Annotated in this window: 20 protein-coding genes; 7 read left to right on the top strand and 13 right to left on the bottom strand. The window is 60.5% G+C overall.

Going from position 1 to position 18,280, the window contains the following annotated elements; all coding sequences use genetic code 11:
- The first annotated feature begins 20 nt into the window (after positions 1–20).
- A complete protein-coding gene (locus tag HX786_RS02665; protein ID WP_017477281.1) occupies positions 21–668 on the top strand; it encodes a response regulator in 648 nt (215 codons plus the stop codon).
- On the opposite strand, the gene HX786_RS02660 is transcribed toward HX786_RS02665, so the two are convergent.
- From HX786_RS02660 to HX786_RS02635, 6 genes are all read right to left on the bottom strand, one after another.
- Entirely contained in the window at positions 669–1,163 is a 495-nt protein-coding gene (locus HX786_RS02660; protein WP_003218900.1) for a fimbrial protein, read from the bottom strand. It abuts the gene before it with no gap.
- Complete coding sequence (locus HX786_RS02655; protein ID WP_003218898.1) at positions 1,160–1,627, bottom strand: fimbrial protein; 468 nt, start codon at positions 1,625–1,627, stop codon at positions 1,160–1,162. Before HX786_RS02655 ends, HX786_RS02660 begins: the two co-directional genes overlap by 4 nt.
- 10 nt (positions 1,628–1,637) lie before the next feature.
- Positions 1,638–2,549, bottom strand: a complete 912-nt coding sequence (locus HX786_RS02650) for a fimbrial protein (protein ID WP_256348246.1) — start codon at positions 2,547–2,549, stop codon at positions 1,638–1,640.
- A gap of 1 nt (position 2,550) precedes the next feature.
- Positions 2,551–5,127, bottom strand: coding sequence for a fimbria/pilus outer membrane usher protein (locus HX786_RS02645; RefSeq protein ID WP_178911683.1), 2,577 nt, complete (start codon positions 5,125–5,127; stop codon positions 2,551–2,553).
- Positions 5,128–5,168: 41 nt separating this feature from the next.
- Entirely contained in the window at positions 5,169–5,864 is a 696-nt protein-coding gene (locus HX786_RS02640; protein ID WP_003218892.1) for a molecular chaperone, read from the bottom strand.
- A 67-nt stretch (positions 5,865–5,931) separates the two neighbouring features.
- Positions 5,932–6,510 carry a fimbrial protein gene (locus HX786_RS02635; protein ID WP_003218890.1) on the bottom strand — a complete coding sequence of 193 codons (579 nt, stop codon included), beginning with the start codon at positions 6,508–6,510 and terminating at the stop codon, positions 5,932–5,934.
- Between the two features lie 437 nt (positions 6,511–6,947).
- Between HX786_RS02635 and mqo the strand changes: the two genes are divergently transcribed.
- Positions 6,948–8,594, top strand: coding sequence for a malate dehydrogenase (quinone) (gene mqo, locus HX786_RS02630; RefSeq protein WP_003218888.1), 1,647 nt, complete (start codon positions 6,948–6,950; stop codon positions 8,592–8,594).
- A gap of 85 nt (positions 8,595–8,679) precedes the next feature.
- On the opposite strand, the gene HX786_RS02625 is transcribed toward mqo, so the two are convergent.
- Complete coding sequence (locus tag HX786_RS02625) at positions 8,680–9,333, bottom strand: NADPH-dependent F420 reductase (RefSeq protein WP_008437644.1); 654 nt, start codon at positions 9,331–9,333, stop codon at positions 8,680–8,682.
- Between the two features lie 97 nt (positions 9,334–9,430).
- Here HX786_RS02625 and HX786_RS02620 point away from each other — a divergent pair, with 97 nt between their 5' ends.
- On the top strand, positions 9,431–10,327 hold the full coding sequence (locus HX786_RS02620) for a LysR family transcriptional regulator (RefSeq protein WP_256734836.1): 897 nt from the start codon (positions 9,431–9,433) through the stop codon (positions 10,325–10,327).
- Here the strand turns inward: HX786_RS02620 and HX786_RS02615 are convergent.
- Positions 10,324–11,172 carry a LysR substrate-binding domain-containing protein gene (locus HX786_RS02615; protein ID WP_134325972.1) on the bottom strand — a complete coding sequence of 283 codons (849 nt, stop codon included), beginning with the start codon at positions 11,170–11,172 and terminating at the stop codon, positions 10,324–10,326. The genes HX786_RS02620 and HX786_RS02615 overlap by 4 nt on opposite strands.
- A 97-nt stretch (positions 11,173–11,269) precedes the next feature.
- Between HX786_RS02615 and HX786_RS02610 the strand changes: the two genes are divergently transcribed.
- Both HX786_RS02610 and HX786_RS02605 read left to right on the top strand, forming a co-directional pair.
- On the top strand, positions 11,270–12,169 hold the full coding sequence (locus HX786_RS02610; protein WP_178911682.1) for a DMT family transporter: 900 nt from the start codon (positions 11,270–11,272) through the stop codon (positions 12,167–12,169).
- Positions 12,170–12,328: 159 nt separating this feature from the next.
- Positions 12,329–12,658, top strand: a complete 330-nt coding sequence (locus HX786_RS02605) for a YXWGXW repeat-containing protein (protein WP_023659079.1) — start codon at positions 12,329–12,331, stop codon at positions 12,656–12,658.
- 15 nt (positions 12,659–12,673) lie between these two features.
- Here HX786_RS02605 and HX786_RS02600 read toward each other — a convergent pair whose 3' ends face one another.
- The 3 genes from HX786_RS02600 to HX786_RS02590 all read right to left on the bottom strand — a co-directional run bounded on the left by HX786_RS02600 (position 12,674) and on the right by HX786_RS02590 (position 13,829).
- Positions 12,674–13,048: a hypothetical protein gene (locus HX786_RS02600; RefSeq protein ID WP_032899669.1), complete on the bottom strand. Its 375-nt coding sequence runs from the start codon at positions 13,046–13,048 to the stop codon at positions 12,674–12,676.
- 74 nt (positions 13,049–13,122) lie between these two features.
- Positions 13,123–13,518 carry a PIN domain-containing protein gene (locus HX786_RS02595; RefSeq protein WP_177040083.1) on the bottom strand — a complete coding sequence of 132 codons (396 nt, stop codon included), beginning with the start codon at positions 13,516–13,518 and terminating at the stop codon, positions 13,123–13,125.
- Complete coding sequence (locus tag HX786_RS02590) at positions 13,515–13,829, bottom strand: AbrB/MazE/SpoVT family DNA-binding domain-containing protein (protein ID WP_003218872.1); 315 nt, start codon at positions 13,827–13,829, stop codon at positions 13,515–13,517. Before HX786_RS02590 ends, HX786_RS02595 begins: the two co-directional genes overlap by 4 nt.
- Positions 13,830–13,927: 98 nt before the next feature.
- Here HX786_RS02590 and HX786_RS02585 point away from each other — a divergent pair, with 98 nt between their 5' ends.
- Positions 13,928–14,320 (top strand): RidA family protein, encoded by a 393-nt coding sequence (locus tag HX786_RS02585; protein ID WP_003218870.1) that lies wholly within the window; start codon positions 13,928–13,930, stop codon positions 14,318–14,320.
- 1 nt (position 14,321) lies between these two features.
- On the opposite strand, the gene ppnN is transcribed toward HX786_RS02585, so the two are convergent.
- Positions 14,322–15,695: a nucleotide 5'-monophosphate nucleosidase PpnN gene (gene ppnN, locus HX786_RS02580; RefSeq protein ID WP_003218868.1), complete on the bottom strand. Its 1,374-nt coding sequence runs from the start codon at positions 15,693–15,695 to the stop codon at positions 14,322–14,324.
- Positions 15,696–15,842: 147 nt separating this feature from the next.
- Entirely contained in the window at positions 15,843–16,667 is an 825-nt protein-coding gene (locus HX786_RS02575; protein WP_177046062.1) for an aspartyl/asparaginyl beta-hydroxylase domain-containing protein, read from the bottom strand.
- Positions 16,668–17,052: 385 nt separating this feature from the next.
- Between HX786_RS02575 and fabV the strand changes: the two genes are divergently transcribed.
- A complete protein-coding gene (gene fabV / locus HX786_RS02570; RefSeq protein WP_003218863.1) occupies positions 17,053–18,246 on the top strand; it encodes an enoyl-ACP reductase FabV in 1,194 nt (397 codons plus the stop codon).
- The last annotated feature ends 34 nt before the right edge of the window (positions 18,247–18,280 follow it).

Raw genomic sequence — 18,280 nt, 5'->3', positions numbered from 1 at the left:
CATTACAAGGAAGATAAAGAATGCGAGAAATGAACGTTGTGATCGCCGATGACCACCCGATCGTACTGGTGGGCGTGCGCGAAATTGTGCAGCGTGATTCACGCTACAGCCTGGTGGGCGAGGCGGTCAGTTCCAGTCAACTGATCGAGCAGTTGCGCAAGCACCGGCCGCAAGTCCTGATCACCGATTTCAACATGCCGGGTGACGACACCTATGGCGATGGGTTGAAGCTGATCGAGTACATCCTGCGTCACTTTCCCGCGACCCAGGTGCTGGTGCTGACCATGATTTCCAACAGCCTGATTCTCACCCGCTTGCAGGAATTGGGTGTGGCCGGGGTGATCCAGAAGAACCACCTGCACGGCGAGATCGAAAAGGCCCTCGGCGCGATCAGTGCCCAGCGCAGTTACCGCGCACCGGAGCCCGCCGCGACTTCGGTCTTGGCCAATGTGACCCAGGTGCAGGCGCGCTTCCAGAGCCTGTCGCCACGGGAGATGGAAGTGCTGCGTTTATTCGTGACGGGCATGAGCGTGAGCGATATCGCGCGGCAGTTGAGCCGCAGCAACAAGACCGTCAGCGCGCAGAAGATTTCGGCCATGCGCAAGCTGGAGGTGGACAGTGACCAGGCGCTGCTGACCTATTGCATCGAAGCCCGGCAGTTTCAGTAATCAGCGGTACGTCATCTGCATCAACAGGGTGGCTTTGTAGCTACCCGCCTCGGGCAGCTCGCCCAGGGACACGGGCTTGACGCGCAGGGTCAGCGCCAACGGTTCGTCTTCTACCGGCCAGGTGCCGGTTTGGCCCAGGCCGATCCCCGGCTTGTCGGTCTTGTCACGCAATTGCACCTGCAACCCCAGGGATGGGAGATTGGTGAGCAGCACCGGGCTGACGGTGAGGGCCCGGGCCATGCCCGCCGACAAACTCAGCTCGACCTGAGCGCCCGCCTGACAGTCGAAGACCAGCGGCACATCGGTGGCGACGGTGCTGCCGTCGGCCAACTGGTTGAGGTTGACCTTGCCCAGGTCCACCTGTTGCGTACTCGGAAACCTTGCGGTGCACGGCGGTGCGGTCAGCTTGCCGCTGACGTCGATCTGCGCTTCTTCCGCCGCTTGCGCAAGGGCGGTGCTGGCTACGGCCAGCAGCATCCAGGCGAGCGCTTTCATAGGTAATTGAGGGTCATGACCATCGACGAGGTGAACGCGCCCGGCGCCAGCGTGCCGCGTTCGACCAGTTGCGCCTTGAGGCTGATATCCACGTCGCCGCTGAGGTTGGTGTATTTCTTGACGGTGCCATTGAGGTTTGCCGCCGTGTTGTCCGCCCACAGCAACGACACACCGAGGTTATCCGCCGTGGTCTTGGCCACGGTGGAGGTGTAGGTGCCGTTATTGGACGTGAAGCTGACATTTAGCGAAGAACCCGACGAGCACTTCAAGCGCACCGGCACTTCCACAGTGCCGGTGGTCGCCACCTGGTCAGTACGCACGTCGCCAAATGCGGCGGTCAGGGTTGTGCCGGTACTCAATACGCACGGTGGGCGGGTGAGGGTGCCGCTGACGGTGATATTCACCACGTCGGCAGCGTGAGCGGTGCTGCTGAGCAGCATCAGGGCGAGCAGTGGAGTTTTCATGGCAAGGCCCTCATTGATAGTCGATGTTCAGCGTGTATTGGCTCTGAAACGCACCCGTCGGTGATTGCCCGGCCGCCAGTTGTGGCTTGAAGCTCAGGTTTACGTCATTGCTGCCCACGCGTAACTGCATAAAGCGCGGGGTAGTGAAGTTCACCGGGTTCAGGGTGTCGGTCCACAGCGCCTGCATGTTCAAACCTGCCAGCGAGGTGCGCGTCACACCGGTAGTAGGGCTGACTACCGTCTGGTTTGGAAGCAGGTAGACGTTGGCTCGCATCTGCGCCGAGCATTTAATTGACACTGTGGTCGACTGCATCTGGTTATTGATGTCGCTGTTGCTGATAGAGCCGAAGCGCAGGTTGACGCTGCCGGGTGAACTCAGGCTGCAGGCAGGCGGGACTACGGTGTATGAAAACCCTGTGTTAAGAAACCACTCGCCATAACCCAGCCAGTTTTCCGAGGTAACGCCCAGCAACACCCCTATCCAACGTGTGCCTGCAGTTTGGGGTGCTGTGCCCACCAGAATGTAGCGGTAAGGCACCACAGTATTAAGGGGTAGAGGCCGGCAGTAGCCGCCCAGGCAATTGCGGCTGTATTGGCCGATATTCAGATCGTATAAATAGATGTTGTTATACGGGTCGGACCATCTCAACGGGGCTTGATTCGGGCCGCTCATGTAGTTGATTCGCGTATTTAAACCGGCTGAATAGGGGAATGCGCGGCGAACGGTGCACGTGCCCTCGAAGACGATCCTGATCGCCTGGCCCGGTGTAAACGTGTAGCCGCCGCTCGGAACGCCTGGCACTGTGCAGTTGAGATTCCCTTCGACCAACGCTTGCGCCTGTTGTGAAAGGCAGCTCAATACTGCGCACAACAGCGCAAGCATCAGCCGTCCACGCACCTTATGTGTTGCTTTAACGATCATGTCAGGAATCCTTGGCACCCGACCCACCGGCCGCGCGCTCACATTGAATATTCATTTGGGTGATGCCGCCGTCGGCAGGCGCTGTTTCGTCCAGCTTCAATTCGCGGCTGCACCACGGCTGGCCGTCGACGCTGACCAACAACCGCGCCTCGGGCGGCACGCCGGTCAGGAACGCGCGGCCTTTGTCGGCCACCAGGGTGTTGCCGAGGGCGCGGCCATCCGGGGCAAACAATTCGGCGCGGGCGGCAAACGGCGCTGCTTCGCCAAGGGTGTCGCTGATGCGAAACAGGATGCGTTGGCCGCGCCGGGTGTCGAAGTCGGCCAGTACAAACGCGCCGCGGTTTGGCGTGACTTCCTGCACCGGCTCGGCGATGTCGACGTCAGACGGCATCGACTGGGTGTCCAGCGACACGCGGTTTTTGCGATAGGGCAGGGCTTGCGGCACCACGGTGTAGCCATTGCTGTTGGTGCGCACACCGCGCTTGTTGCTGATGCCCACGTCGGCGGCGCCCGGTGTGGCGACGATCACATTGGTTTCGCCCAATGGCTGGCTGAACATCAGGTTGCTGCCATACGCCACCACCGAACCTTCGACGCCCATGTCCAGTTGGCGGCTGCCGGTGGTCTCGTTATAGGCACCGCGCACAATCGCGTTGGGCGCGTCGTATTGCGCGGCGAAGGTGCCGCCGGTCTGGCGTTGCGCGCCGCTGACTTGCTGCGACACACCCGCGCTGTAGGCCAGCGTATCGTCCTCGAACGCGTTGCCGCTCAGGGTCGCGGTGCGTGATGCCGAGCCCCGCACGCTCTGGTTCATGTTGGCCGTAACGCGCTGGCTGCGCGTGCCGCCCAGGGGCATGCTGATGCTCAGGGACAGGCTGCGGTCGTCGCTGTTGGCGCCTTTGTTCAGGCCCAGCCCAAGGGAGTAGGAAATGTCCCCGACGCTCGCGCTGTATCCCAATTGGATCGAGGTGTCGGCCTTGCTCTTGTCCCAGTAGGCGGTTTTCGACACGTTGGCATAGACCCCGCCGTAGCCGCCCAATTGCTGCGACACGTTGGCGGTGAAGTTGCTTTTCATGTGGCCGCTGCGGTACGTGTCCAGGGTTTGCTCGGTGCTGCGGCTGTTCAGCGCTTCGTTGAACGAGTAGTAGCCGCCGGTGGAGTAGCGGTAGCCGATCAGGCTGAAGTTGGTGTCGGTGGCCGCCAGGGACTTGGAATAGCGAAAGCGAAACGACTGGCCGCTGGACGTGGTTTTCTCCCGGCCCACGGCGTCGCTGCGGGCGTGGGTCACGTCCACCGAGATCGCGCCAAAGCCGGCAAAGTCGTGGGCAAAACCCAGCAGGCCGGCGTTGTATTGATTACTCAGCAGGCTGCCGCCAAACAGCGTGGTGCTGCCGCTCAAACCGCGTCGTAGGGAGGCCTGGATAAATGTTGGGGTTTGCTGCACAAAGGACGATTGCGCCGGGCGGTATTGGCCGGCGAATACCGAATAGCTTTGCTGGCCTTCGCGCAGCATGTAGGGCACCGACGAGAACGACTGGGTGTAGACCTGGCGCTGGCCGTCCGGGCCTTCCACGGTGACTTCGATGTCGCCATTGCTGGCGGTGGGGTACAGGTCGGTCAAGGCGAACGGCCCCGACGGCACCCATTGCTCATGGATCACATAGCCGCGCTGGCGGATGATCACCCGCGAGCGGCCATTGGCAATGCCGCGAATCACCGGGGCGAATTCGCGGGCCTGGTCGGGCAGCATGTCCAGATCAGAGGCGATGCCCAGCCCGCGATAGGGGATCGCGTCAAACAGGTCGCCTTCGGTGGTGGAATCGCCCAGGGTGGCGATCGCCATCATATTGCCCATGTCGCGCTGGGCGTAGGTTTCCAGCGACTCCCAGCGCCCGGGCGTGGTGCTGCCTTTTTGCCAGGTCGAAAAATTGCGCAGGCGCCAGGCCCCGGCATTCACGCCGCTCCTCAGGCTGCCGAACTGGTCCTGGCGGCGGCCGGTATCGGACTCCACGGTGCTGCCGGTGAAGCTGTAGTTGGTGAAGGCCACCTGTTCGCCGTTACTCCATTGCCGACGGCGCACTTCAAAAGGGATGCTGCCCAGGTAGGCCTGTGGGATTTCAATCGACAGGATCTGGCGGTTGAAGTCGTAGTCGTAGCTCACGCCGGCCAGGCCCTGATCGAACGCAATGCAGGTGGGGTCGGCGTCGGTGCGGTTTTGCAGGGCCGTGTCGGCCACGCCCTGGGCGCGGAAGAACTCGACATCCAGGCAGGGGAACAGGCCGGTGCTCGAGCGTTCCTGGGTGCCGGTGGCGCGGATGAAACGCACATCACGCTGTTCGATCGAGCGCTGGTTGAGCTGGATATCCACCCGGTAAATCCCCGGCAACTGGCCGTCGCTCATGGCGCTGACCTGTTGTTTCACAGCGGCCGAACTCTGCCCGCCGCCGATTTCGAGAAACGACGCATCGAACTCGTAGCCGGCGTGTGCGGGGGCCAGGTGCAAGGCGGCGGCGGCCACGAGCGGGCAGCCGAAAGCCTTCACGGCCCGACGGCGCATGACTGGGAATGAACGGAGCATGGTCGTTCCTGAAAAGGCGTTCCGGGGTTGTCGCGTGGGTATCAGTGAATGCGGATGACGGGGGCGGTCACGATGCTGCCGTAGTCATCGATGTAGCTCAGTTGCACTTCATCGCCGGCCTTTGCCTGGATCGGCAGCTCACGCGCTTCGCCTGGGCGCAGCACATCCGGCGCCTGGGTGATCGGCAGGCCGTTGAGCTTCAGTTCGCTGACCACCACGTGCAGCTTGGAGGCGTTATTGACGGCCAATGCACCCGCTTGGGCCTTCCAGTTCACTTGCGCCACCGCGTCCTTGAGCGAACCTTTGAGGCCGGCCGGGCGGTAGAACAGTTTGATCGTGGTCTTGAGCGCGATCTGCAGCACGTTCTTGCCTTTTTGATCGTCGCTCATGGCCGGGATTGCCTTGACGTTCATCAGGAACAGGCTTTCGCGGTCCTGGGGCACTTCTGGGCCACCGGTAAAAATGATGCGCAGGATATTTTCCTTGTCGGCATCCAGCCGGAACAGCGGCGGCGTGACGATAAAGTTATCGACGCTTTCCTCGTTGCCACTGCCGAAGTGGCTGACCCAGGACTGCACGAGGTAAGGCGAGGTGTCGTCGCGGTTGCTGACGCTCAGGTTGGCTTCGTTGGAAGCGCCGTCGTAGATCAGTCGCGTGGCGCCGACGGTGACGGCGGCGTTGGCGGCGCTGTGCCAGAGCGGCAGCAGGGCGAGCAGAAGATAGACTTTCAAACGCATGACAGGGGGACCTCCGGAAGCCCGCGGGCCGGCGCGCGAACGCCTGGCCCACGGTGTTGACGAGCAATTACTTGTAGGTAACGTCGAAGCTGGCCAGCGCGTGCACCTGACCGGTGCTGATGCCGGAGGTGGTCACCGCGTCGTCGCCTTCACCGGTGGTGGTGTCGGCGACGGTGCGCACGTAGGCAGCGGTAAAGTCGAAGGTATTGGACTGTGCACGCAGGTCGTAATCGGCGGTCGGCGTGTTCAGTGGCAGTTTGTTGCCGTTACGGGAGTCGGTGATCTGGATCGCGATGCCGCGCACCTGGTTTTCACCGGTCAGGCCCAGTAATGTCGGGTCGCTGGCGTCTTGCTGGCCGCTGAAGGTGATCGCGACGTTTTTACGGGTCGCGGTGCTGCAGTTGTCCAGGCTGATGGAAAACGGCTTAGCTTTATCGGTGAGCACCGAACCCACGGTGGGCGCGAAGTCAGCGATGCGCACCGGGTCCAGAGTCACCGACTTGTTCACGTCGCCGGTGGTGATGGTGCAGGCGTTATCGGTGACGGAACCGGTGAATTCGATCTGCCCGTCCGCCGCCTGAGCGGTGCCGGCCAGCAACCAGCAAGCGCCGCAGGCGAGGGTGAGTTGGCTCAGTTTGTTCAGCATTGCAGTGCCTCTTTTAAGAGAAGGAAGGTTGTCTGCCTACCCGTCAGGTAAGCCAATCCATAGTGCAATGCTGTGTTTTAGAGGCACATGAGACGAATCTTAAAAACTGGCGAACTGATGGCCGCCCGACCGCTGAGTCCATATAAGGCGCCGAGCGTGATATTCTGCGCGCCATCTTGGTCTAGCCTCTATCGAGTACGTACAACCGTATACGTCCCGGTGGTTAGCTGGCGCCCAGGTAGCTGAAGCCAATAATGATAAGAAGTCAGCGCAGAAGGGACATAAAAGTGAGGTCGATACGTCGGCCTTGTGTGCCCACCCTGCGGTCCCCGAATGAATGTGCACACCCCGCGGTGCGTTGCCTGGCGCAGCGTGATTGAGGGTTGCCCATGATCAGGGGCAGTGGGGCGGATGGCGTTTTATCATAGGTGCTACTGATGTTTAAAAAAGTAAACACTGCCCTGCTGGGGCTGGCTTTGTCGATGGGGATCACTTCCGTTCACGCGGAAGAGGCAAAGAAAGTCGATGTGCTGCTGATCGGCGGCGGCATCATGAGTGCAACCCTGGGTGTGTGGCTCAATGAGCTGCAACCGGACTGGTCGATGGAGATGGTCGAGCGCCTCGATGGCGTGGCCGAAGAAAGCTCCAACGGCTGGAACAACGCCGGTACCGGTCACTCGGCTTTGGCTGAGCTGAACTACACCCCGGAAGACAAGAACGGCAATGTTGAGATCCCGAAAGCGGTCGAGATCAACGAAGCGTTCCAGATCTCCCGTCAGTTCTGGTCCTGGCAGGTTCAGCAGGGCGTCCTGAAGAACCCGCGTTCGTTCATCAACTCCACTCCGCACATGAGCTTCGTGTGGGGCGATGACAACATCAAGTTCCTGAAGAAGCGTTACGAAGCGCTGCAGGCGAGCCCGCTGTTCGCCGGCATGCAGTACTCCGAGGACCCGGCGCAAATCGCCAAATGGGTTCCGCTGATGATGGAAGGGCGTGACCCGAACCAGAAAATCGCGGCCACCTGGACCCCGATCGGTACGGACGTGAACTTCGGCGAGATCACGCGCCAGTTCGTCGCTCACCTGCAAACTACGCCGAAGTTCGACCTGAAACTGTCGAGCGAAGTGCAGGACATCACCAAGAACGCCGATGGCACCTGGCGTGTCAGCTACAAGAACCTGAAAGACGGCACCAAGACGGAAACCGACGCCAAGTTCGTGTTCATCGGCGCGGGCGGCGGTGCACTGCACCTGCTGCAGAAGTCGGGCATTCCTGAAGCCAAGGAATACGCGGGCTTCCCTGTTGGCGGTTCGTTCCTGGTCACCGATAACCCAACGATTGCCGAGCAGCACCTGGCCAAGGCCTACGGTAAAGCTTCCGTTGGCGCACCGCCGATGTCGGTTCCGCACCTGGACACCCGCGTGCTGGATGGCAAGCGCGTGATTCTGTTTGGCCCATTCGCTACCTTCTCGACCAAGTTCCTGAAAGAAGGCTCGTACCTGGACCTGCTGACCAGCACCACCACCCACAACATCTGGCCAATGACCAAAGTCGGTATCCGCGAATACCCACTGGTCGAGTACCTCGCCGGCCAACTGATGCTGTCGGATGACGACCGCTTCAAGGCGCTGCAAGAGTACTTCCCGAACGCCAAGAAAGAAGACTGGCGCCTGTGGCAGGCCGGTCAGCGTGTGCAGATCATCAAGCGTGACGAAGAGCAGGGCGGCGTCCTGAAACTCGGTACCGAAGTGGTCAGCTCCGCCGACAACACCATCGCCGGCCTGCTGGGTGCATCGCCAGGCGCGTCCACCGCGGCTCCGATCATGCTGACCGTGCTGCAGAAAGTGTTCAAGGAACAGGTTGCTTCCCCGGCCTGGCAGGAAAAGCTGCACCAGATCGTGCCTAGCTACGGCACCAAGCTGAACGACAGCCCTGAAGCTGTGGCTAAAGAATGGGCCTACACCGCCAACATTCTGCAGCTGACGCCTCCACCTGCGATTCCGCAGCTGACTGCTCCTAAAGCCACCGAGGCTGCAAAGCCTGCGGCTGAGCCGAGCAAGCCAGCTTCTGACCTCGCGCTGTAAGACGTTGGTGTGGTCCTGATTCAGGGCCTGCGCAACGTAAAAAGCCCGCTGAACCGGTGACGGTCAGCGGGCTTTTTTGCAGGTGTCACCAATGAGCGGGTACTTCGACCTGCCGCTCTGCAGCTGCCAACGCTGCCTTCAGTCCCTCTTTATCCAGAGGTATGCAGTACGCCGGCTTGGCGCGTTCAAACCGCCAGCTCTCATCCAGCCCACCGGCATCTACTGCGTCGAAGCCGATCTCGTCCAGCAGGGCGATGACTTGCGCCTTGGCTGCCGGGTCATCCGCCGCGACCGGGAGCGCGCGCCGGTCGGGTGCGCCGCGGCTGCGAGCATCCTGGGTCAGGTCCGGCGCCAGGATAGCGTTGAACACTTTCACCACATTTGATTGCGACAGGTGCTCGGCCACCAACCGGCTGGTGGTGGTTTCAAAGCGGTCGAGCACGGGAATATGGCCGTCGCGGTTCGGGTAGTAGTTGTTGGCATCCATCACGGTTTTGCCTTCCAGCCACTGCGCCGGCACGCTGCGGTAATGTTCGAACGGAATCGCCAGCAGGACCAGTTCGCCAAATTGCGCGGCGTCTTGCGCAGTACCCACTTGAACCCCACGAATGCCACTCAGCACGCTGCTCATCGACTGCGGGCCGCGGGAGTTGCTCAACATCACTTCATGGCCGGCCGCCAACGCCAACTGCGCAACGGCGCGTCCGATAAAGCCTGCTCCGATAATGCCAATTTTCATGTCGGTGCTCCTGAGTTGAGAGAGACGTTATGATGATTGGCTACTGGATGAGGATAAATGGCCGTTCTGGTCTTGGTGTTGTTACTGGGAGTTGTGAATGATGGACCGCCTTTCAAGCATGAGTGCCTTTGTGATGGCTGCCGAGCTGGGGTCCTACGCCCGTGCTGCCGAACGCCTGGAAATGTCGCCGCAGATGGTAGCCAAGCATGTGGCGGCGCTGGAGCGGCGTCTGGGCGCACGCCTGCTCAACCGCACCACACGCCGGCAAAGCCTGACGGAGTTGGGAAGCGCGTACTACGAGCGCTGCAAACATATCCTGACAGAGGCAGAGGCCGCGGACTCCCTCGCCCAGATCATGAATGACACACCACGGGGCAAGCTCAAGATCAGCGCCCCAGTGACTTTTGGCTCCTACAGCCTGATGCCACTGGTGACCGAATTTTTACGCGACAACCCCGAGGTGGAAATCGACCTGCACCTGACCGACCGGTTTGTCGACCTGGTGGAGGAGGGCTACGAAGTGGCGTTCCGTATCGGCCCGCTGGCGAACAGCAGCCTCACCGCCCGGCCGCTGCAGCCCTACCGCCTGGTGGTCTGTGCGGCACCCAAATACCTGGCCGAGCGCGGCACGCCGCTGACGCCCGCTGACCTTGAACACCACGAGTGCCTGGGATACGCCTACTGGTCACGTCCGGCTGATCGCGAATGGTCGTTCTACCAAGGCGCCGTCCTGCACAAGGCCCAGGTTGCCAGCCGCCTGCACGTGAATGAAAGCCGGGCCTTGATGTCGGCCGCGCGGGATGGTTTCGGGATTGTGCTGGGGCCTGAGGATTTCTTGCGCTCGGCGCTCAAGAGCGGTGAGTTGGTGCGAGTGCTGCCGGACTATGAGGCGCCAAGTCGGCAGATGCATTTGCTCTACACCGCGAATCGCCAGCGCACCGCCAAGCTGCGGCGATTTGTCGATGCGGTGCTGTTGCGTTTCGGACCACCCTAGACGCTGAAGCCGGCCTTGACCTGCTCATACAGATGCAGTGCCAACAGGTTGCTGCTGTCGCCAAGCAGGTACAGGTGATGCAGCGGCAGCGGCGGCAGTTCAGCTCCAGCAATCTGGCGCGTCAATCCCTTACCCATGCGGCTTTCTTCCACCAACCCCACCGCCATGCCACTGCGGATACACGCTTCAACAGCGGGCGAACTCGCGCTTTCCAGCAGCACCCGATAGTAAGTGCCGTGCTCCTTCAGCGCTCGAATCGCTGCAGCGCGATAAGGGCAACCTGTCAGTTGCACGGCAATCGGCAGTGGCGCCTGCGGTGGGCAGCTGAAGTGTTCGGCGGCCACCCACAGCGGCTGGATTTCTCCCAGGCGCTCGCCTTGTTCCAACGGCTGGGCGCTGACAATCAGGGCCAGGTCCAACTGCCTGCTGGCGAACAGCGTGAGCAGTTCGCCACTGGAGCGCGCCTCTACCTCCAGTTCCAGCAGTGGGTTGTCGGCGACCAGGCGGGGCAGGAACTCCTGCATGAAGTCTGGCGCGTAAGAATCAGGCAAACCCAGGCGAATCTTGCCCTGCATGCGTTGCGGCGTGAGGGAGGCCAGCAAGCGGTCGTGGCTCTTGAGGAATTCGGTGGTTTCGCCCAGGAGTTTCTTGCCGTACATCGTCAGTTCAACCCCCTGGTTGCTGCGGCTGAACAGGCGTTGGCCGACCTGGTCTTCGAGCTTCTGGATCTGCGTGGTCACCGTCGAGGCACTGCGGTGCACATGATTGGCCGCTTCGTTGAATCGCTGGAAGCGCGCCACCGCGTGGAAAGTGCGCAACAGGTCAATATTCAGTTGTTTGCTCATGATTCCACTTTTAAGGATTAGTGGTACAGATTATTCAAATATACAGAATCATGCGCGGCACTTAGCCTTTTGGTCAATCAAGCGAACCGGAGGCTCAATGAAGCGATCAACCGTGGGGCGGTTGCTGTTACAGGCGGTGTTCGTGCTGTCGTGGAGTTCGGGGTTTATCGGCGCGAAACTGGCGACCCGGAGTGATGGCGTGTTCAACGTGCTGTTCTGGCGTTTCTTGCTGGTGTCGTTGTGCCTGGCGCTGTTTTTGAACGTGCGGCTGCTGAAGGTTTCCTGGGCACAGATCCGCCATCACGCGGTGGTGGGTTTCCTCTCGCAGTTTCTCTATTTGACCTGTGTCTACGTGGCGATCCAGAACGGTTTGCCGCCGGGGATTGCGGCGATCATCGCGGCCCTGCAGCCATTGATGACGGCGGCGCTGTCATCGGGTAGCCACGCCGAACGCAGCGGCGGCTGGCAGTGGCTGGGGTTGATGATCGGTTTTGCCGGCGTGTCGATCGTCATCTTCGGGCAATACCGCAACAGCGGGGCCGAAGTCGGGTGGGTCATGTATGTATTGCCCCTGGTGTCGGCACTCGGTCTGACCGTGGCCACGCTGTACGAACGGCGGGCGGCCCGCACTGATTCCGGCGACCTGAGCCTGGCGTTGTTTATCCAGTCGTTGCTGACCTTGATCGGCTTTGCTGCAGCGGTGCTGTACACCGATACGCTGAGCATTCCGCAGACCCCCGACGTATTGATCTCCATCGTTTGGCTGACGGTGTTCTCTACCTTCGTGGCTTACCTGAGCCTGTGGATGTTGTTGCGCGTAATGACGGCTACCCATGTGGCGACATTGGTGTACCTGGAGCCTCCCGTGACACTGGTGTGGGCGGCACTGATGTTTGGCGATGAGATTCATGCATCGACGTATGCAGGGATCGCCGTGGTGGTGGCCGGGCTGATTCTGGTGCGACTGAAACAGCCGGTCGCAGTCTGTGCCTCTTGAAAAGGTCAGTTTTTCTTTACCTGCTGTCTGCCCGTGGGTTCAGCAAGCTGACAGTTGGCACCTGTTAAAAAGTCTTATGGCCGAGCAGGAGCGCGGCTGGAACAAGGGGGCATTTTTTTACCGGTATAAACGCTGGGCGGTCACGCCCGAGGATTCTGTATGTTGTTACGTTATGCGGCATTGGCGGCTTTGGTCGTCGCGGCTTCCGGGTGTGTGGAGGAGCGGGTCGTACATGATCGACGACCGGTGCAGCGTGAATATGTAGAAGTCGTCGCGCCGCAACCGCCGCCGGTGCAGGTTATCGAGGTCGAGCCCGAAGGGCGGCCAGGTTACCTGTGGTCGCGTGGCTACTGGCGTTGGGAAGGCGGGCGCTATGTGGCGGTTCACGGCCACTGGGAGCCGGTACGGCCAGGTTACCGTTATGTTCACCCGCATTGGGAGCAGCGTAACGACGGCTATCACTGGCAGGGCGGCGGTTGGGTTCGCTGACCGTTTTCCGATGGCTTAAATCGGCTTCTTCGTACCCAGAAGCCGAACTTCCCTGAGCAGCGCCGCGCCCAACTGGCCGGTGCCAAGCTCCTTGTAACCTACCGCTTTAACATCGCCATTCTCTTCCGCCTGGATGAGGATCACCGGTGTTTCCTTGCCGGTGCCTTCGTCGACATGCATGGCGTACTGCGGGATATCCAGCTTGATCGGCGTGCCTGCCGCCTTGCCCTTCACATTGATCAGAAACGCCGCACAACCGGTGTCCACATCCTGACTGGTAGCGGAGCGACCGCTGACAAAGCAGGTGTCGGGCAGGTCGGGCCAGGCGATGGCTTCGGCGAGGGTCAATGGGGACGTTAATGCCAGGCCGGCGAGAAAAAGCGTGCGCACGTTGGTCTTGTCTCTGGATAAAGTCAGTAAGGGCATTTTCTACCAAAGCCTTGACGCTTCTGCAACGCGACGCCTCAGGTCAGCCGCTGCATGCCTGTAGCCTTGGCCGCGCTGACATCAAATGTCGCCGTATATTCACAGCCTGCTGCGTGGGCGCAGCGTTCAATCAGGCAGTCGGCGAAATCGGCCCTGGTGCTTGTAAATCGCCGGAGTGCCTGCCAGATAACGTCGGCGTGCTCTACGGTCAGTTCGCGGGTACGCAGCAGCGTCTCCAGGACCGCAACCACTTCACTCTTGGCTGACTGGTAACTGGACTGCAGGACCCACACCAATTCCACTACTGAAACCAGGCTGACAAAACCCGGCGAGGCAGTGGTGAGCGACTCGATCAGTCTGGATGCCTTTGGCGATTGGACGGGATCATCCTGGGTGACGTAACGCACCAGCACATTGGTATCCAGTCCAATCATCGTGCTTTGGCTCCCTGTGCAGCGATGGCCAGGTTCATTTCTTCGATGCTGACGGGCTTGGCGGGTTTGCGGATCAGCCCTTTGAGGTCCAACACAGTCTTGCTGGCCGCGATGATCGCAAACTTGCCCTCTTCCATTTCGACGAATTCGACCCGGTCGCCAGTGTTCAGCCCAAGTGCGGCCCTGACTTGAACGGGAATGGTTATTTGGCCTTTTGAAGTGAGTGTGGCGGTAGCCATGTTGAAAGCCTCTCTCGTGATACTCCTTACCTTAGGGTAAGGAATAGTGGAGGGCAAGATCCATTGGTCCATAGGTTACTCATCTGGCGTGGGTGGGTCGGAACAGGTAAAACGATAGTCCGAACGTTTCCCGTCGACACGCCTGAAACCAGCCTTAAGAGATACAACATATGACCGACCGCCACCTCATCATCCCCACTTCCATGCACCCCATCGTCGAGCGCGCCGGCTACGTCCCGGCCGTAAAAGTCGGCAAGACCCTGTACTGCGCAGGGCAGGTCGGCCGCACGGAACACCTGGAAGTCATCACCGATCCCGAGGCACAGTTCGTCGCCGCCTGGGAGAGCCTGCGCCTGGTATTGGAGGAGGGGGGCTGTACGTTTGAAGACGTGGTCGACATGACCACCTACCACGTGAACATGAGCGAGCACATGGCGGTATTCCGTGAAGTGAAAAACCGCCTGTTCCCTCGCGGGTTGTGCGCCTGGACGGTCATTGGCGTATCAGAACTGGCCAACCCAGGCTTGCTGCTGGAGATCAAGTGCGTAGCGGTTCAGCGCTGACTCACTGCACCACGCGGTAGCACGGCACGTAGGCGGCGCCGCCTGGCAGTTTCATCCGGTGCTGCTCTACGAACGCCTTCAGCAACTCATCCAGCGGTTTCATGATCGCCGGGTCGCCATGAATCTCATACGGCCCGTTTTGCTCGATCAGGCGGATGCCCTTGTCCTTGACGTTGCCCGCCACAATCCCCGAGAACGCCCGGCGCAGGTTGGCCGCCAGTTCATGGGGCGGCAGCGCGTGGCTCAGTTGCAGGCTGGCCATGTTGGCGTGGGTCGGGTCGAACGGGCGCTGGAAGCCCTCGTCGATCTTCAGCAGCCAGTTGAAGTGGAACGCGTCGTTGCGCTCGCGGCGGAACTGTTTGACCGCTTTCAAGCCGACGGTCATCTGCCGGGCCACCTCAGCCGGGTCGTCAATGATGATCTGGTAATGAGCCTGGGCCGCTTCGCCCAGGGTCGCGCCGACGAACGCGTGCAACTGTTGCAGGTACGGCGCGGCGTGTTTCGGCCCGGTGAGGATCACCGGGAACGGCACGTCGCGGTTGTCCGGGTGCATCAGGATGCCCAGCAGGTACAGGAACTCTTCGGCGGTGCCGGCGCCGCCCGGGAAGATGATGATGCCGTGGCCGACGCGCACGAAGGCTTCCAGGCGCTTTTCGATGTCCGGCAAAATCACCAGCTCATTGACGATCGGGTTCGGCGCCTCGGCGGCGATGATCCCCGGCTCGGTCAGGCCCAGGTAGCGCCCGCCGGTAATGCGTTGCTTGGCGTGGGAAATGGTCGCGCCCTTCATCGGGCCTTTCATCACGCCGGGGCCGCAGCCGGTGCACACGTCGAGGCTGCGCAGGCCGAGTTCGTGGCCGACTTTCTTGGTGTATTTGTATTCTTCGGTATTGATCGAGTGCCCGCCCCAGCACACCACGATCTTCGGCTCGACGCCCGGGCGCAGGGTGCGGGCGTTGCGCAGCAGGTGGAACACGTAGTCGGTGATGCCCTGGGAGCTGCTCAGGTCGATGCGCTGGCTGTCCAGTTCGTTTTCGGTGTAGACGATGTCACGCAGGGCGCTGAACAGCATCTCCCGGGTACTGGCGATCATTTCACCATCGACGAACGCGTCAGCCGGTGCATTCAACAGTTCCAGGCGCACGCCACGGTCCTGCTGGTGGATGCGCACTTCGAAATCTTTATAGGCGTCGAGGATGGTCTTGGCGTTGTCGATGTGCGCGCCGGTGTTGAGGATGGCCAGGGCGCATTGACGGAAGAGGGTGTAGATGCTGCCGGTACCGGCTTCGCTCAGTTGCTGGACTTCACGTTGCGACAGCGTTTCAAGGCTGCCTTTAGGGCTTACGGAGGCATTGATGACTTGTCTTTGGGGCATTCTGATTCCCTGAAAGCACAGCCACCGGACCAGGCATGGCCAGTGGCTTGAGGATAGTGCGCGCCGTTTTCGGTCGCATTGGACTGGCATTTTCCCCGGCACTGGAGCCGAGCGCAAACACCGTCGCGCACCATCATGCCGCAGAAGTTACTGAATCAGCTTCCAGTTTTTGTAGAAAAACCGACGCAGGGTAAAGACTGCTCCGGCAAAGCCCGCGATCAGGCCGTTGAGCACCGACGGCACCAGGGTTGGCCGCACGATGTCGATGAACAGGCAGTAGCGCTTGGCGTCGTTCTTGTTGAAGGAGGCATGCATCAGCGTGTCATCGAAGATAAACAGCGGATCATCGTGCCAGTAGTGTTTGTGCTTGCCGACCTGGATGTAGACGCCGTCGTGATGGGGCGCCGGTGCCATGTTGTAGAGCACGCGGAACATCATGCGCAGCGGGCCGAAGTGAAACGAGGTGGAACGGTTTTCGTTGAATACCGACACGCCGATGGTTTTCACGTAGGGCAGTTTTTCCCGCAGTTGCGGGATATCCAGGGTGGTCTCGATCGGGCGGCCGTACCATTGGAAAAACAGCATGCCGCGTTTTTTCTCGGCCATGCGCTCGTCCAGGTACTGGATGATCTCGTCTTTGTTGGCCATGGCGTCGTCGATCACCTTTTGCAGGTCTTCGCGCCAGGCCGGCGGCAGGTCGTTCATTTTATAAACGTGGCGATTGCGCTGGCTCATCAGGTCAAACAGCGTGTTGAACGGCGCCAGCAACCAGGTATTGCGGCCGTTGCCGATGAAATACTTCTTGATGGTCGCGCCGTCGTACAGGCCATTGCGCAGGAAATCGTACAGGCCGCAGAACACCACCAGCAGCAGAAACACCAGGGTGGTCTTGGGGAAACAATAAATGAACAGCAAGACGCCAAGGACCCAGGCGGCGGACGCCAGGCGTTTGCGGATGACACTCTTACTCATGAAACTGGGCTCCATCGGGCGGTTTTCGATTGCTTCAAAACCGTCTGCGATTGACTGGCCGGCCAGGCAAAGGAGTCAGTCAACCCGTGGGGCATCATGCCTGAGCTGAAACATATCGAAATAATATGGTCATGATAGGGTGTTATCGCCCTCACGTGGCGTTTTAAATGCTGGAAATTTGTGAAGTCACTGCACAGATTTTTACCGCTGTCCCCCTAAAATGCCTCGGCGGATGGCCAGGCTGGCGGTGTTGCGGATAGCATTTTGTGAACAGAAGATTTGCGACTATCGTGACGCTTCGGTTTTCCGGGCGTCATAGACCCGTACGATTGACGCTGTAATGGCCACCATTGGCCTTCGGCACCTTGGAAGAGGCAGAAATTTTATGATCATCAAACCGCGGGTTCGTGGCTTTATCTGTGTGACCGCTCACCCGGTTGGCTGTGAAGCGAATGTCAAAGAGCAGATCGACTACGTGACCGAACACGGTGCCATTGAAGGCGGCCCGAAAAAGGTGCTGGTCCTCGGGGCTTCCACCGGCTACGGCCTGGCCGCGCGCATCAGCGCTGCCTTTGGCTGCGGCGCCGACACCCTGGGCGTGTTTTTTGAGAAAGAAGGCGAAGAAGGCAAGCTCAGCTCTGCCGGCTGGTACAACAGCGCCGCCTTCGAGAAGTTTGCGCTGGAAAAAGGCCTGTACGCCAAGAGCATCAACGGCGATGCGTTCTCTGACGAGATCAAGCGCCTGACCATCGAAACCATCAAGAAAGACCTCGGCAAGATCGACCTGGTGGTCTACAGCCTGGCCGCGCCACGCCGTACCGACCCGCAAGGCGTGGTGCACAACTCCACCCTGAAGCCGATCGGCAAGGCTGTGACCCTGCGCGGCATCAACACCGACAAGGGCGTCGTGGTCGACACCACCCTCGAGCCGGCCACCCAGGAAGAAATCGACGGCACCGTGAAAGTCATGGGCGGCGAAGACTGGCAGCTGTGGATCGACGCCCTGCGTGACGCCGACGTGCTGGCCGAAGGCGCCAAGACCACTGCGTTCACCTACCTCGGCGAGAAGCTGACCCAGGACATCTACTGGAACGGCTCCATCGGCGAAGCCAAGAAGGACCTCGACAAGAAAGTCCTGACCCTGCGCGAAAACCTCGCGGCGCTGAAAGGCGACGCCCGTGTGTCGGTACTCAAGGCAGTAGTGACCCAGGCCAGCTCGGCGATCCCGATCATGCCGCTGTACCTGTCGTTGCTGTTTAAAGTGATGAAAGAGCAGGGCACCCACGAAGGTTGCATCGAGCAGGTCTACGGCCTGTTCAAGGACAGCCTGTATGGCAAAGAGCCCAAGCTCGACGCCGACGGCCGCCTGCGCGCCGACCTCGCGGAACTTGAGCCTAAGGTTCAGGACGCGGTAGCGGCCCTGTGGAATCAGGTCTCCGATGACAACGTCAACGAGATCAGCGATTTTGCCGGCTACAAGGCGGAATTCCTGCGCCTGTTCGGTTTCGAGATCGACGGCGTGGACTACGACGCTGACGTGAATCCGACCGTGAAGATCAAGGGCCTGATTCAGGCTTAAGCGCTTGCGGTAACGAAGAAGCGGCCTCCAGGGG

Origin of the sequence: Pseudomonas sp. 21615526, from assembly GCF_013386245.1 — a bacterium.
In the GTDB taxonomy this organism is placed as follows: domain Bacteria; phylum Pseudomonadota; class Gammaproteobacteria; order Pseudomonadales; family Pseudomonadaceae; genus Aquipseudomonas.
This window is presented reverse-complemented; position numbering and strand designations above follow the sequence as displayed.